Source organism: Chryseobacterium sp. HR92 (assembly GCF_045689405.1).
In the GTDB taxonomy this organism is placed as follows: domain Bacteria; phylum Bacteroidota; class Bacteroidia; order Flavobacteriales; family Weeksellaceae; genus Chryseobacterium; species Chryseobacterium viscerum_A.
The window spans coordinates 2,789,118-2,802,345 of record NZ_CP139139.1 but is presented as its reverse complement, the minus strand read 5'-3'; the positions used below and the strand labels follow the sequence as shown (position 1 = coordinate 2,802,345).

General features: G+C 36.5%; 13 protein-coding genes. 9 read left to right on the top strand and 4 right to left on the bottom strand.

Translation table 11 applies throughout. The features are described 5' to 3' along the window. The first annotated feature begins 16 nt into the window (after positions 1-16). Complete coding sequence (locus tag SFA27_RS12705) at positions 17-574, top strand: DNA-3-methyladenine glycosylase I (RefSeq protein ID WP_407292467.1); 558 nt, start codon at positions 17-19, stop codon at positions 572-574. 33 nt (positions 575-607) lie between these two features. On the opposite strand, the gene SFA27_RS12700 is transcribed toward SFA27_RS12705, so the two are convergent. Next, positions 608-874, bottom strand: coding sequence for a hypothetical protein (locus SFA27_RS12700; RefSeq protein WP_047375314.1), 267 nt, complete (start codon positions 872-874; stop codon positions 608-610). A 172-nt stretch (positions 875-1,046) separates the two neighbouring features. On the opposite strand from SFA27_RS12700, the gene SFA27_RS12695 reads away from it, so the two are divergent. Together SFA27_RS12695 and SFA27_RS12690 are read left to right on the top strand one after the other, a co-directional pair. Further along, a complete protein-coding gene (locus SFA27_RS12695) occupies positions 1,047-1,475 on the top strand; it encodes a MarR family winged helix-turn-helix transcriptional regulator (RefSeq protein ID WP_047375312.1) in 429 nt (142 codons plus the stop codon). After that, the gene (locus SFA27_RS12690; protein WP_407292462.1) at positions 1,472-2,233 is read left to right on the top strand and encodes a hypothetical protein; all 762 of its coding nucleotides are present in this window, start codon (positions 1,472-1,474) and stop codon (positions 2,231-2,233) included. Before SFA27_RS12695 ends, SFA27_RS12690 begins: the two co-directional genes overlap by 4 nt. A 284-nt stretch (positions 2,234-2,517) precedes the next feature. Here the strand turns inward: SFA27_RS12690 and SFA27_RS12685 are convergent, their stop codons facing one another. Next, positions 2,518-3,372 (bottom strand): nucleoside phosphorylase, encoded by an 855-nt coding sequence (locus tag SFA27_RS12685; RefSeq protein WP_407292459.1) that lies wholly within the window; start codon positions 3,370-3,372, stop codon positions 2,518-2,520. A gap of 22 nt (positions 3,373-3,394) precedes the next feature. After that, positions 3,395-3,880, bottom strand: a complete 486-nt coding sequence (locus SFA27_RS12680; RefSeq protein WP_407292456.1) for a hypothetical protein — start codon at positions 3,878-3,880, stop codon at positions 3,395-3,397. A 232-nt stretch (positions 3,881-4,112) separates the two neighbouring features. Between SFA27_RS12680 and SFA27_RS12675 the strand changes: the two genes are divergently transcribed. The 3 genes from SFA27_RS12675 to SFA27_RS12665 all read left to right on the top strand — a co-directional run bounded on the left by SFA27_RS12675 (position 4,113) and on the right by SFA27_RS12665 (position 9,483). Beyond that, positions 4,113-5,942, top strand: a complete 1,830-nt coding sequence (locus SFA27_RS12675; RefSeq protein ID WP_407292454.1) for a cytochrome-c peroxidase — start codon at positions 4,113-4,115, stop codon at positions 5,940-5,942. Between the two features lie 430 nt (positions 5,943-6,372). Next, a complete protein-coding gene (locus SFA27_RS12670) occupies positions 6,373-8,526 on the top strand; it encodes an alkaline phosphatase PhoX (protein WP_407292451.1) in 2,154 nt (717 codons plus the stop codon). A gap of 57 nt (positions 8,527-8,583) precedes the next feature. Then, complete coding sequence (locus SFA27_RS12665; protein ID WP_407292448.1) at positions 8,584-9,483, top strand: leucine-rich repeat domain-containing protein; 900 nt, start codon at positions 8,584-8,586, stop codon at positions 9,481-9,483. 2 nt (positions 9,484-9,485) lie between these two features. Here the strand turns inward: SFA27_RS12665 and SFA27_RS12660 are convergent, their stop codons facing one another. Then, positions 9,486-9,809 (bottom strand): translation initiation factor, encoded by a 324-nt coding sequence (locus tag SFA27_RS12660; protein WP_047375296.1) that lies wholly within the window; start codon positions 9,807-9,809, stop codon positions 9,486-9,488. A 214-nt stretch (positions 9,810-10,023) separates the two neighbouring features. Between SFA27_RS12660 and gpmI the strand changes: the two genes are divergently transcribed. The 3 genes from gpmI (at position 10,024) to SFA27_RS12645 (ending at position 13,225) form a co-directional block, all read left to right on the top strand. Then, complete coding sequence (gpmI, locus tag SFA27_RS12655) at positions 10,024-11,565, top strand: 2,3-bisphosphoglycerate-independent phosphoglycerate mutase (protein ID WP_407292445.1); 1,542 nt, start codon at positions 10,024-10,026, stop codon at positions 11,563-11,565. Between the two features lie 150 nt (positions 11,566-11,715). After that, positions 11,716-12,693 carry an acyl-ACP desaturase gene (locus SFA27_RS12650; protein WP_047375291.1) on the top strand — a complete coding sequence of 326 codons (978 nt, stop codon included), beginning with the start codon at positions 11,716-11,718 and terminating at the stop codon, positions 12,691-12,693. Positions 12,694-12,793: 100 nt separating this feature from the next. Then, positions 12,794-13,225: a BT0820 family HAD-type phosphatase gene (locus tag SFA27_RS12645; RefSeq protein WP_047375289.1), complete on the top strand. Its 432-nt coding sequence runs from the start codon at positions 12,794-12,796 to the stop codon at positions 13,223-13,225. The last annotated feature ends 3 nt before the right edge of the window (positions 13,226-13,228 follow it).

Here is a 13,228-nt window from a genome sequence, read left to right as displayed (position 1 = left end):
ATAAAATTTGATAATTATGGAAACAATACGATGCGGATGGTGTGAAAAAGATGACCTCTACAGAAAATATCATGACGAAGAGTGGGGAAGACCTGTCTATGATGATGAAACAATATTTGAATTCCTGATCCTTGAAAGTTTTCAGGCCGGACTGAGCTGGTATACTATTTTATCTAAAAGAGAGAATTTCAGAGACGCTTTTGATCATTTTGATTATAAAAAGGTAGCAGTCTATTCAGAGGAGAAGATCGAAGAATTAATGAACAATCCAGGAATTATCAGAAACAGGCTTAAAATTCTGGCAGCAGTTACCAATGCTCAGCGATTTATGGAAATTCAGGAAGAATTCGGGAGTTTTTCCAACTATATCTGGAACTTTACGGGCGGGAAACCAATTGATAACAGTCCTGTGACTTTAGCTGATGTTCCTGCTACAACAGAAGTTTCTGATCTTATTTCAAAAGAACTTAAAAAAAGAGGGTTCAAGTTTGTTGGTTCTACAGTAATTTATGCCCATATGCAGGCTACCGGAATGGTAAATGACCACATCAGAGACTGCCTTACCAGAAAATAACAGTTGTTTTTCATTCAGAATTCAGGGATATTTTTAATGAAGCTTTCGGGAACGGATTTCCTTGCGGACATTTTGCCAGCTATTTCTAATGATGAGATACAGTGGGAAAAAAGCCAAAGGAAGCGGTGTTATGCCATTAAAGCCTTTCTTTATTGTTACATAGATACAGGCTGCCACAAGTATTCCCATAATAATACAAAAGGAAATATGTGCTGCGGAACGTTTTTTTTCTTCTTTTGTAAGTTCCTCAATGGAGAGTTCTGAAAGTTTATTGTTTTCAGGTCGATTTGTGTTCTTCATGTTTAAGGGTTAGTTTTTAGTTGGGCTAAAATAATCAAATAATCAAAGCCTGAAATACAATCCGAAATAAAATGTATTTAATTTTTTCACTTCACCAATTATTTGATAAATATTTTAAACAAAAATATTGTGCACAAATTAAATAAATTATCTTTGTTGATTAAAAAAGAAGATGATCCCTTTATCAGAACATTTATGTTTTAAAACCTATGCGGTTTCCCGGTATATCACAGGTTTATATAAACCCTATTTGGATGAAATTTCATTGACCTATCCTCAATATCTTGTCATGATTGTTTTGTGGGAACACGGCGGAATGAATATCGGAAAGATTGGCGGGCACCTTCACCTGGACAATGGAACACTTACTCCACTCCTGAAACGTATGGAAAAAAACGGTCTGATTATCCGAACCCGCAGTTCAGAAGATGAAAGAGTTGTACTGATCAATCTTACAAAGGAGGGTGCGAAACTTAAAGATAAAGCGAGGCATATTCCTGAAGCTGTTCAGAGCTGTATGCATCTGAGCAATGAGGTAAAAAGCCAGCTGAAGAATTCTTTAGACGAAATATTATCAACTCAACCTGTATCTGAAATATGAAGAAAATAGGAATTATCGGCCATGGCTGGTTGGGAAAGAGAATAGCCTCTTCCTTATCCGGAAAATATACAATCTCTGCAACGACAACAACAGAAAATAAAGCCAGTGATTTGAATAGCAAAGGAATAAATGCTGTAGTGGCTTCTTTCCCGGATTATCAGTTGGCAGAACCCATTTCCCAATGGTCTGAAATTAAAGATATGGATGTTTTGATTATTACCATTCCGGTCTCTGAAAAAAGCTGCTGTGTGAGTTCTTTATATAACAGAATTCAGAATTTGTCAGTTTTTATCGGAAGCTTTAAAGGACAGATATTTCTGATGAGTTCTACAGGTGTTTACCCAGATCTTCCCAAAGAATTTACAGAAGAAGATGTTCCATTGGAAAGTGTGTCAGGAGAAAGAATGCTTAAAAATAAATATCCGCAGCTTAATATCCTGAGATTAGGAGGCTTGATGGGAGACAACAGACTTCTGAAAAATTATAATGTGGGAAATCTGGACCTTGCAGTGAATCATATTCATTATGCTGATATCAGTGCCATTATCATAGAAATGATTGAAAGAAAAACAGAATCAAAACTCTATAATGTAACGGCTCCGATTCATCCGGCAAAAAGCCAGGTGATTAATGCACAGAAAAATATACCTGAAGGAGAGCATTTTGAAATAAAAGGGAAGAAGGTTTTATCGTCAAAACTGATTTCAGAGCTGGAGTATACATTTCATTATCCGGATCCACGAACATTTCATCTATAGTTAATTATAGTATTTAATTGATTATTACTTACAGAATTTCTTTTAACACCTCTGTCATTCCGCAGGAATCTCTACGCTATTTTTAAAGTTTTGTATTTAGATTCCTGCGGAATGACAAGGTGAGTGGTGAGTTCTATTCATTGTGAAAGGATCAAAACTCAGATTCAATAGAAACGGGCTTCAGTCCGTTTATCATTATAGAAACCTTCCAATGGTCTTAGCCAAAACATAAAAAACTCCGGAAAATATTTCCGGAGTTTTTATTTTATCGTAAACAGAATGAATTACTTAATAATTCTTTCCAATACCCAATCAATAAGGTTTTTCTCAGAAGCATGATGGTCTGCAGAGAACTCACCGCGTCTTCTGTTTGCAATAACGTTATTTACAGTAATTGCTTTATGGCCCAATAATTTTGAAAGAGCATAGATGGCAGAGGTTTCCATTTCGAAATTGGTGATTCCAAGGTCATTCAATGTTTCCAGGAATTTATCATCTACTGCTTTCAGACGAAGCTGTCTTCCTTGTGGAGCATAGAATCCTGGGAATGTTGCAGTATTTCCATGGTATTTGGCATCTTTGTAATAGTCACCCATTTCTTCAGCCCAGTCTGAGAAGTAAAGCATCGGCTTGATTTTTTCATAAGGGAATTTTTCAAGGAAGTTTTTAGAAAATTCATTTTCGAAGTTATAATCCTGATAAAAATGCATCAATCCATCTAATCCTACTACATTTTGAGTTACCAGCATGTTGTCAACCTGTACATCAGGGTTTACACTTCCACAAGTTCCCATACGGAAAAGTTCAAGAACTTTGTGCTCAGTCTTAAATTCTTTATTTTTAAGATCAATATTCACCAGGGCATCCAGCTCGTTCATTACAATATCGATGTTTTCAGTTCCGATACCTGTTGACATTACGGTAATTCTTTCTCCGCGAAGCGTTCCTGTATGCGTATAGAATTCTCTTTTATTTTTTTTGATCTCTACGGTATCAAAGTATTTTGAAACTTTCGCCACTCGGTCAGGATCACCTACAAGGATGATTTTGTCAGCAATATCTTCAGGTAAAAGATTCAGGTGGTATACACTTCCGTCTTCATTCAGAACAAGTTCTGAGGCAGCAAGTTTGTTTAGCATAATATGTATATTTTTTGTTTTTTTAATTAATCATAATGGCTTCTTTATAAGGAGATGGCATAACCTCGTAGATATCATTGTATTCTTCTACAATCCTTTTCTGGCCATTCATTACCTCATATACAGTAACAACCGTTTTTTCAATGTTTTTAGGATCTTTTCTCTGTGAAGTGATTTCGTAGAAATGATCGTCTTTTTTAAGAATAGAAATAAGTTCTTCCTTTGTTGAATTGTTGGAAGTCATCATTCCGGGAAATTCTGTTACAATATCTTTCAGATCCGTATAATTTTTATAGGGTTTTGTGACACCGTTGGAATACACATAAACATTGGGAATCTCTTTATCTTTTTCAAGGCGGATCAGGTAATAATCAGAACCTTTTTTCTCAGCGTATACAGCCATTTCCTGCGGCTTTCCGGACTGTTTTTCCGGTTGCTTTTTTTTCTGTGAAAATGCAGTCAGAGAAAGGAAACTTGCTGCAACAGCAAACCATAGTTTTGTTTTCATAATACTATTTTAGTTTTTTTGATGTGTTGAATTCAATTAAAAAAAATCCTCGCCCAATAATCTCCCACCATTATTTTTACCGGTATTTCGAAAAACCGTTTCCTTTAGAATAATGAATTTGATTTCGGGGTTTAAAATTAGTGAAAAATATGATATCAGAAATATAAACATTATTTAATCTGTTATTAAAACTGAGATAACATCAGATTGATACTTTTGCCGCTAAAAATTCATGAGATCTTATCCACTGCTTGTAATCGTCCTTTTGATAGGATTTGCAGTAATGTCTTTTAATCCTGTTTATAAAGGAAAAGAAAGCGAAAATACATTTGTCAATAAAGGGTTGTCCAACTTTAAAACCAAGCTTGAACAGCTGAAATCAGATGTTGATAAGTTCTCTGAAGACCGCATTTCTCTACAAGAATTACAGAAATCACTGAGCAGTACAAGAAATTCATTCAAAGAAATAGAATTTTATGTGGCTTATCATTATCCTGAATTTACGAAAACTCATCTTAACGCTGCACCTCTTTTCCATATTGAAGCTGCAGGAACATCAGCATATACACTTCCTCCTGAAGGGCTGCAGGTACTGGATGAACTTATATTTTCAGAAGAAGCAGCCAATGAGAAAGAAAAGATCAAAACCATTACTACGTTTTTATACAACAGCTATTCCGGGTTTTATCTAAGTGCTTTAAAAAACGGCTTAAGCAAAGGCAACAACAAGACATTACCTTTACGTGTAGAGCTGATCAGGATCTATTCACTCGGAGTTACGGGTTTTGATACTCCCGGTTCATTGAATATTTCCGAGGAAACAATCCATGCTTTTTCAGGGATGCAGAAATACATTAATGACGATCCTTATTTTAAAAATTATAATACTGGTAAGGCTAATCAAATATTAACAGAAGCAATCAGCTACCTTTCAAAAAATACCGATTTTGAAACTTTTGACAGAATTGAGTTTTATAAAAAATATGTACAGCCTTTGTACGAAGAGCTCGGAAAATGGGACGGAAGACCTGATGATCTTAAAGAATTTTCCGGTTGGAATGTAGGAAACAAAAACTTTTTCAGCAGTGATTTTTTAGATCCGTATTTTTATACCTTATTGAAATCCTCAGAAGATAATCCGGAACTCCGAAACCTTGGAAAATCTATTTTCTATGATCAGAACTTAAGCGGTAACGAAAAGATGAGCTGTGCAACCTGCCACCTGCAGGAAAATGCTTTTACAGATCTTAAAGCCAGATCACAAAGCAATGTAGAAGGAAAAACGGTTTTGAGAAATTCTCCATCTTTGTATAATGCTGTTTTTGCCAAAAGATTTTTCTATGATCTTCGTGCTTTTTATCTGGAACAGCAGGCAGAACACGTTATTTATAATGAACAGGAATTCAATACAAGCTATGAAAATATTATTCAGAAGCTAAAAACAAAACCTGAATATAAAAAGGCTTTCCGTGTAGCTTTCAAGGATGGAAAGATCAGTAAAGAAAACTTTTCAAAAGCATTAAGTTCTTATGTAGCTTCATTATACTCATTTGACAGCGATTTTGACCGTTTTATGAGAAATGAAAAGAATGTTTCCGATGATGTGAAAAAAGGGTTCAATCTGTTTATGGGAAAAGCCAATTGTGCAACCTGCCATTTTACACCTCACTTTTCCGGATTGGTGCCGCCTTTTTTTAATGAAAATGAATCTGAAGTGCTGGGAATACCTACCAGACCAATCAAACAACTTCCTGTGGAGCTTGATCAGGATCTGGGAAGAGGAAACAGTCCTGTAAAAAAAGAAAAATCATGGATTTATGATTACTCTTTCAAAACTGTTACAGTGAGAAATATTGCCCTTACCAAACCATACTTTCATAACGGAGCTTTCAATACATTAGAAGAAGTTCTTGACTTTTATAACGAAGGAGGCGGAGAAGGATTAGGATTAAAAATGAAAAACCAAACCCTTGCGCCGGATAAATTAAACCTTACCGAAACGGAAATAAAACAGATCATAGCCTTTCTGAATGCTCTTACGGATGTGAGTAAAGCGAAATAGGCGGGGTGAGAGTTACAGGGTTCGAGGGTGAGAGAGTTGGAGTGCTTGAGATTCGGATGTGAATTACAGGTCGTGGAGAGGTTTAGGATGAGAAGGCTTTGATGTATTTTAATGCTGACTATAAGAAATATGGGATTTGATGAACTTTAAGCAAGCTGCTTATTTTTTATCTTTATTTAATCATATCTCACCTCAAAAACTCCCACTCAACATCTAGAACTTCCACAACTCGCACCTCGTACCCCGCAACTTCAACACTCCAACCCTCAAACTCTCTCACCCCGAACCCTGTATCATTTAACAAAAAATTAATCCCATTAACATTAGGTTTTTGATAAGTTAATATTTGCTGATTTATATTTAAAATCCTATTAACAGAGGAAAAGCTCTAAAAAAATAGTTTTGCAGTGTCTAATAAATCAAATAAAAAATGAAGAAAAAACTACTAACAGTTGGAGCTTTGGCTATACTGGCCAGTTCTGGTATTCAGGCGCAGACATTGATATTCAATAAAAATGCGTCATGGAGCTATAAAGATAACAATCAGGCTCAGCCTGCCGGTTGGAATGCCAAAACCTATGATATTTCAACATGGGCGGTAGGAAACGGTCCGTTAGGGTATGGAGATCCTGTAACCACAACAATCAATTCAGGACTTACTACAGCTTATTTTGCTAAAGACTTTACAGTAGATTTTTCAACGCTTTCCGATAATATGGAATTGGGAGTAATGAGAGACGACGGTATTATAGTATACCTTAACGGAGAGGAAGTTGTAAGAGACAATATGCCTGCAGGTGCTGTTACTTTCAATACTTTTTCATCTACAACTATTGATGGGGCAGCAGAAAGTGTTTATAACCTTTTCTCTATTCCAAAATCAAAATTTGTAAACGGGGTCAACAGACTTTCTATAGAATTGCACAACAGAAGCACAACCAGTTCAGATTTAAGAATTGATGCATACCTGAAAACTACAGCCAATACAACTATTCCTGTAACTTGTAACGGGACGCATATCAGCTGCTTTACTTCAATTGTACCTACGGCACAGACCGATAAACTGATTATCCCTGCAGAACACAAATACCAGCTTATTTTAAAAGAAGGAGACAATTATACTGAAGGAGGAGGATTAGTGGGAGGTCAGAATGACTTTACAGCTTATGTTGCAAAAGCAGGAAGCAGTACGAACGGATATCTTTCTGTAAACCATGAAACGAATCCGGGAGGAGTTACCATGGCAGAAATCAATTATAATGCGATTTCAAAGCTTTGGCAGTTAACAAAGTCAAGAGCGGTAAGTTTCTCAGATCCAAGTTTGGTACAAACCATCAGAAACTGTTCTGGAGGAATTACCCCTTGGGGAACGGTAGTGACGGCTGAAGAATCTGTGACTTCCAATGATGTGAACAATGATGGCTACAAAGATTACGGTTGGTTGGTAGAAATTGATCCTGCAACAGCTCAGGTGATCTCTAAAAATACTGATGGTTCCAAAGGAAAACTTTGGCAGATGGGAATCATGAACCACGAAAATGTAGTGGTGAATAATGCAGGAACAACTGCTTATTTTGGTGAAGACGGTGGAACGCACATGGTGTACAAATATGTGATGGATACTCCAAATAACCTTTCTTCAGGAAACCTGTATGTTTTAAAATTGGATCAGGGATTATCAACTGCGGGAGATCCGGTAGGAACTACTGCAACATGGATTCAGGTTCCTAATAAAACAAAAGCAGACCAGAACAATACGGCATCACTTGCTCTGTCATTAGGAGGAACGAAGTTTAATGGAGTAGAAGATGTGGATATCAGTCCATTAGACGGGAAAATCTATTTTACAGCTAAAGGATTAGACAGAGTATACCGTTTACAGGATAACGGAACTACAGCTTCTCAGGTAGAGACATTTGTAGGAGGAGGTTCTTCTGTATATTCTTTCAATACTGCTCAGGGAATGAAATCTGAAGCTTGGGGAGACGGAAATGATAACCTTACTTTTGATGAACTTGGAAACCTTTGGGTACTTCAGGACGGAGGTAAGAACTATATCTGGGTCATTGCTCCGGATCATACACAGGCTAACCCTAAAGTAAAACTATTTGCTTCTATGCCGGCTGGTTCAGAACCTACAGGACTTACATTTACGCCTGATCATAAATTTGGTTTCTTCTCTATTCAGCATCCGGATTCAACAATCTCTACAGATGTGGATGCTACAGGAAATACAATCAATTATAAAGGGAAATCAGCAACCATCGTAATTGCACTTAAAAATAACCTTGGAACTGAAGGGACTTTAGGAACTATTGATACTAAAACTGCAGAAAATACAGTAACCGTAGCACCAAACCCAACTTCCGGAATCGTAAAAATCAATTCAGCAAAAGGATTGAAAGATATTTCTGTAACCGCTTACAGCATGGACGGGAAAATCGTTTATACGAAAAAGTTCAACGGAACTAACAAAGTATTGGATCTTGACTTTACACAACAGTTGGAAGGATCTCGTGTTTTAGTTTTAAATATTGAAGCTGAAGGAGGTTTCCAGAAAACAGTTAAACTTTTAAAGAAATAAATTATTTATAATTCTTGTCTGTCGGCAGCCTAGGTTGCTGGCAGACCTTTTATTTTTATGAAAAAACTTTTCTTACTTATTTCTCTGCTGTCACTTTCTCAGATCAAAGCACAGATTGATCCGGTGAAGTATCCCACTTTTACCAATATTGAAGACGCTTTAAAGAGTGAAAAAACAGTCTATAGTATGAGTTTCAGAGAGAAAGGTCTTTTTAATCTTCCTCCTCAGATTGTGAAGCTGGATTCATTATTTTTTCTGAATATCATGGCTAATAAGCTTGAGAAAATGGATCAGGAACTCTTTGAATTGAAGGAGCTGGAAATTTTAAATGTAAATGAAAACAGCATTAAATACATTCCGGATGAGGTAAGCAAGCTTAAGAAACTGACCTCTTTTTCAATGAATCTGAATAGCCTTACAAGCATTAATCCTAATCTTGCAAAGCTTCAGAACTTAAAAGTAGTGCATTTTGATGCCAACAACCTGAATACCTTTCCCGAAGCGCTTATGGAAATTGCAACGTTGGAAGAAATTAACCTTCAGGGAAATCAGATCAGTTTTATTGCAGACAAACTTGATCAGATCAAAAACCTGAGATTCCTGAACCTTTCCGATAATCAGATCAATGACCTTGGAAATTTATCTTTTCCTAAAAACTTAAAATATCTTGAACTGCAGCAGAATTCCATCAACAAGCTTCCGGAAAATCTCTTCAAATCTCAGCACCTTGAATTTCTGAATGTAAGCGGAAATAATATCTCGGAAATCTCACCCAAAGTAAAAGGGTTGAAAAACATTGTCAGCATGAATCTGGCCAACAATAATCTGAAAGATATTCCTGTAGAAATCAAACAGCTGAAAAATCTGAAAACTTTGATTCTTACAGGAAATCCTATAGAAAAATCTACAATTGAAAATTTAAAAACCTTACTGCCGGAAACCCAGATCTATTTCTAGATCTATCCGCCAACACGTTTGGTTTTATATCCCATTTCTTTAAGGATATTCATTATTTTATCACGGTTGTCCCCTTGAATGATAATCGTTCCATCCTTTTCAGAGCCGCCTATACCCAGGGTGGTTTTTATTTTCTTTGAGATTTTTTTCAGGTCATCCTCACTGCCTTCCCAGCCTTCAACAATCGTTACAGGCTTGCCGTTTCTCCCTTTTTTCTCAAATTTGCACACCAAAGGTTCTTTCTGCTTGAACTGCTCTTCAGGCATCTCAAAATCCTGCTCTTCATGATCAGGAAAAAGATTCTTCAATTGATCTCGTAAATCCATACCGCAAAATTAAAAAGATTTAATGACTAATGAAGGGAATTGTAGATGAAATTTTATGATAAAAATGATCTTTTTCATTCAATAGAAATTCATCTGATCATTCCCGGATTATCTGCGATATCATCCTGATGATCAATAATCAATAAAATTAGGTCCTTCAAATTCTTCTATTCATAGGAAATTAGGTAAATTTGTCTAACAAAAGTTTTACAAAATGTCGAAAAAAGCAATACTGGCAATTCTTGACGGATGGGGATTGGGAACAAACCCTAACGTTTCTGCAATAGATAAAGCAAATACACCATTCATAGACAGCTGTTACCAGAAATTTCCGCACACTACACTTGAAGCAAGTGGATTGGCGGTAGGTTTACCAGCCGGACAGATGGGGAATTCTGAAGTAGGACACATGAATCTGGGAGCCGGAAGAGTAGTATACCAAAACCTGGTGAAACTGAATATGGCGGTTGAGAACGGAACATTGGGTCAGGAAAAAGTGATTCAGGATGCTTTTGAATACGCAAAAAAAGAAAATAAAAAAGTACACTTTATCGGATTGGTTTCCAATGGAGGTGTACACTCCCATATCAATCACTTAAAAGGATTACTAACAGCGGCAAAAGAATTCGGATTAAATGAGAACGTTTTTGTTCACGCATTTACGGATGGCAGAGACTGTGATCCGCACTCTGGATTAGGATTTATTGATGAGCTTCAGAAGCATATGGATGCTACTACAGGAAAACTGGCAACAGTGGTAGGAAGATATTATGCGATGGACAGAGATAAAAGATGGGAGCGTGTAAAACTGGCCTATGATGCCCTTGTAGAAGGAGTAGGTGAACCATCAACAGATGCCTTGGCTTCTATTAAAGCTTCTTATGATAATAATGTTACCGATGAATTCCTGAAACCAATTATTTTAATGAATACTACAGCTACAGGAAATGTAGTGCCGGTGGCAAAAATTATTGATAATGACGTAGTGATCTGCTTCAATTTCCGTACAGACAGAGGTAGAGAAATTACAGAAGTTCTTTCTCAGAAGGATTTCCCGGAATATGATATGAAAAAGCTGAACCTTTATTATATCACATTAACGAACTATGATAAAACATTCCAGAATGTACAGGTCGTTTTTGATGAAAATGTATTAACGGAAACAATGGGAGAAATTCTTGAAAAAAATGGAAAAACCCAGATTAGAATTGCAGAAACAGAGAAATATCCACACGTTACCTTCTTCTTTTCAGGAGGAAGAGAGCAGGAGTTTGAAGGGGAGAAAAGACTGCTTTGTCCAAGCCCGAAAGACGTTCCTACCTACGATCTGAAGCCGGAAATGTCAGCATATGATATCACCAATGCTATCGTGCCGGAACTGGAACAGGGGACAGCTGATTTTGTTTGCTTAAATTTTGCCAATACAGATATGGTAGGGCATACAGGAGTTTTTGAAGCTGCCGTAAAAGCTGCTGAGGTTGTAGATCAATGCATTGAAAAAGTAGCAACAGCTGCTTATGAAAACGGATATGCTGTTTTTATTCTTGCCGATCACGGAAACTCAGACGTAATGATGAATCCGGATGGAACTCCTAATACACAGCACTCAACCAATCTTGTGCCTTTCATCGTAATGGATAAAGACCAGACCTGGAATTTAAAACCAGGAAAATTGGGAGATGTAGCCCCTACAATCCTTAAAGTAATGGGCGTTGAAATACCGGCTGCAATGACGGGAGATGTTTTAGTTGATTAAAATTCAATAATATTGTCAAAAGAATGCCGTTATACCTTGTATAGCGGCATTCTTTTATGATTTATGTCAGATAAAGTATGACTTGCATACTTTATTATGCGCTAAATAATAAATAAATCATATCTTTGTAAATTAAAACTGAATAGTAAAATGTATCAAAAGCTTGTAAGGAAAGAAGTAATGGGATTATTGGAAAAGGAAGTAGGTTCTTTTCTTGATAAATTTTTAACGCCAATTGAAAAAATCTGGCAGCCTTCCGATTATTTACCAGATCCTTCAAGCGAAGAATTTAAACACGACTTAGAAGAAATTCAGACTTTTGCCCGCGAAATGCCTTATGATCTTTTTGTAACACTGATCGGGGATTGTATCACAGAAGAAGCTCTTCCTTCCTATGAATCTTGGTTAATGGGAGTTGATGGAATCAATCAGGAAGAAAAATTAGGCTGGGCCAACTGGGTAAGAGCATGGACAGCTGAAGAAAACAGACACGGAGATTTATTAAACAAATATCTTTATCTGTGCGGAAGAGTAAATATGAGAGAAGTGGAAATCACTACTCAATACCTTATTAATGACGGATTCGATTTGGGAACAAGTATGGACCCGTACAGAAACTTCATTTATACAAGTTTTCAGGAAACAGCTACTAATATTTCTCACAGAAGAGTAGGAACGCTGGCAAAACAATCCGGAAACGGAAAATTGGCGAAAATGTGTGGGGTAATTGCTGCAGATGAAGCAAGACACGCTAAAGCATACAAACATTTCGTAGCTAAAATCCTTGAAGTAGACCCTTCAGAAATGATTCTTGCATTTGAAGATATGATGCGTAAGAAAATTGTAATGCCTGCTCACCTGATGAGACAGTCAGGACAAAAGGCTGGAGAACTTTGGGGACATTTCTCAGATGCCGCACAAAGATGTATGGTATATACAGGTCAGGATTATATCAATATTATGAAAGACCTTTTAGATGAATGGAAAATTGAGCATGTAAAAGGACTTACAGAAAAAGCAGAAAAAGCTCAGGAATACCTGATGAAACTTCCTGCAAGACTTCAGAAGATCACAGACAGAGTTTCTACTCCGGATCTTCAGTTCCAGTTTAGATGGGTAAAAAGCTAATAAGATCTGTAATATTATTTAAAATATAAAAGTTATTGAGTGCCTTTCTTTTTGGCACTCTTTTTATTTCTTATCTTTGCAAAGCTAAAAAAAGAACAAAATGTTAAATAATAAAAAGATTGCTGTTGACTTTGACGGGACTATTGTTGATGATGCTTACCCGGCAATCGGAAAACCGAAAACTTTTGCATTCGAAACTTTAAAAAGACTTCAGGCTGAAGGATACAGACTTATTCTTTGGACTTACAGACACGGAAAAACATTAGATGAAGCTGTAGAATTCTGTAAAAAAAATGGAATAGAATTTTACGCCGTAAACTCAAGCTTTGAAGGAGAAGTTTTTGATCATGAAACTCAATCCAGAAAATTAGATGCAGATTGGTTTATTGACGACAGAAATTTAGGAGGATTCCCAGGTTGGGGTGAGATCTATAACATTATTCAGGAAAGAATAGAATTCCGTGTAGAAGGAAAAGAAATTCTTGCCTATTCAAAACTTAAAAAAGAAAAGAAAAAAGGACTTTTTTGGTAGAAT

What these genes read in the sequence shown, in the direction of transcription:
- SFA27_RS12690 (WP_407292462.1), top strand. Translation starts at nt 1,472, where the DNA reads ATGAAGAAAATAGGAATTATCGGCCATGGCTGGTTGGGAAAGAGAATA.
- SFA27_RS12645 (WP_047375289.1), top strand. Translation starts at nt 12,794, where the DNA reads ATGTTAAATAATAAAAAGATTGCTGTTGACTTTGACGGGACTATTGTT.
- SFA27_RS12705 (WP_407292467.1), top strand. Translation starts at nt 17, where the DNA reads ATGGAAACAATACGATGCGGATGGTGTGAAAAAGATGACCTCTACAGA.
- SFA27_RS12695 (WP_047375312.1), top strand. Translation starts at nt 1,047, where the DNA reads ATGATCCCTTTATCAGAACATTTATGTTTTAAAACCTATGCGGTTTCC.
- SFA27_RS12685 (WP_407292459.1), bottom strand. Translation starts at nt 3,372, where the DNA reads ATGCTAAACAAACTTGCTGCCTCAGAACTTGTTCTGAATGAAGACGGA.
- SFA27_RS12675 (WP_407292454.1), top strand. Translation starts at nt 4,113, where the DNA reads ATGAGATCTTATCCACTGCTTGTAATCGTCCTTTTGATAGGATTTGCA.
- gpmI (WP_407292445.1), top strand. Translation starts at nt 10,024, where the DNA reads ATGTCGAAAAAAGCAATACTGGCAATTCTTGACGGATGGGGATTGGGA.
- SFA27_RS12700 (WP_047375314.1), bottom strand. Translation starts at nt 874, where the DNA reads ATGAAGAACACAAATCGACCTGAAAACAATAAACTTTCAGAACTCTCC.
- SFA27_RS12665 (WP_407292448.1), top strand. Translation starts at nt 8,584, where the DNA reads ATGAAAAAACTTTTCTTACTTATTTCTCTGCTGTCACTTTCTCAGATC.
- SFA27_RS12650 (WP_047375291.1), top strand. Translation starts at nt 11,716, where the DNA reads ATGTATCAAAAGCTTGTAAGGAAAGAAGTAATGGGATTATTGGAAAAG.
- SFA27_RS12670 (WP_407292451.1), top strand. Translation starts at nt 6,373, where the DNA reads ATGAAGAAAAAACTACTAACAGTTGGAGCTTTGGCTATACTGGCCAGT.
- SFA27_RS12660 (WP_047375296.1), bottom strand. Translation starts at nt 9,809, where the DNA reads ATGGATTTACGAGATCAATTGAAGAATCTTTTTCCTGATCATGAAGAG.
- SFA27_RS12680 (WP_407292456.1), bottom strand. Translation starts at nt 3,880, where the DNA reads ATGAAAACAAAACTATGGTTTGCTGTTGCAGCAAGTTTCCTTTCTCTG.